The sequence below is a fragment of the Xanthomonas sp. XNM01 genome, assembly GCF_014851915.1.
GTDB lineage: Bacteria > Pseudomonadota > Gammaproteobacteria > Xanthomonadales > Xanthomonadaceae > Pseudoxanthomonas.
The window spans coordinates 1-697 of sequence record NZ_JACVAP010000017.1; the positions used below are offsets into that span (position 1 = coordinate 1).

Consider the following 697-nt stretch of genomic DNA (forward strand, 5'->3'; position numbering starts at 1 on the left):
TGCGGGCGCTGCCCGGCCAGCAGTTCGTACAGGACCACACCCAGCGCCCAGACGTCGGCGGCGGTGGTCAGCGGCGCGCCCTCGACCTGTTCGGGGCTGGCGTAGGCGGGCGTCAGGACCTGGGTGCGGGTCGCTTCGCCCTGTACCGTGTCGTCAAGCAGGCGGGCGATGCCGAAATCCAGCAGCTTGGGCTCGCCATCGGCGTTGACCAGGATGTTGGCCGGCTTCAGGTCGCGATGGATGACCAGGTGCTGGTGGGCGTGCTCGACCGCGGCGCAGACCTTGAGGAACAGGGCCAGCCGCTGCGGCAGCGACGGCGCGTGCAGGGCGCACCACTGGTCGATGCGCAGGCCGTCGACGTACTCCATCGCGATGAAGGGCCGGCCGTCAGCCGTCGTACCGCCCTCGAGCAGGTGGGCGATGTTGGGATGGCGCAGGGTCGCCAGGATGCGATGCTCGGCGGCGAAGCGGCGGGCATGCTGGGCGCTGCCCAGAGTGGCGGCACCGAGGAACTTCAGCGCGACCTGCTGGTGGGCGTCGCCTTCCTCGCGCTGCGCCAGGTACACCACGCCCATGCCGCCTTCTCCGATCTGGCGGATCACACGGTATCGGCCGGGGCTGGCGGCGCTGATCTGCTCGCCTGCGGTCAGGGTGGGTGTCGTGTCGTCCGGAATCGTCGGCTGCCAGCCGGTCAGCA

1 protein-coding gene is annotated in these 697 nt (G+C 70.6%); it reads right to left on the bottom strand.

Translation table 11 applies throughout. The features are described from left to right. On the bottom strand, positions 1–697 hold a 697-nt coding region (locus tag IB242_RS20265; RefSeq protein ID WP_192283775.1), incomplete at both ends, for a serine/threonine-protein kinase.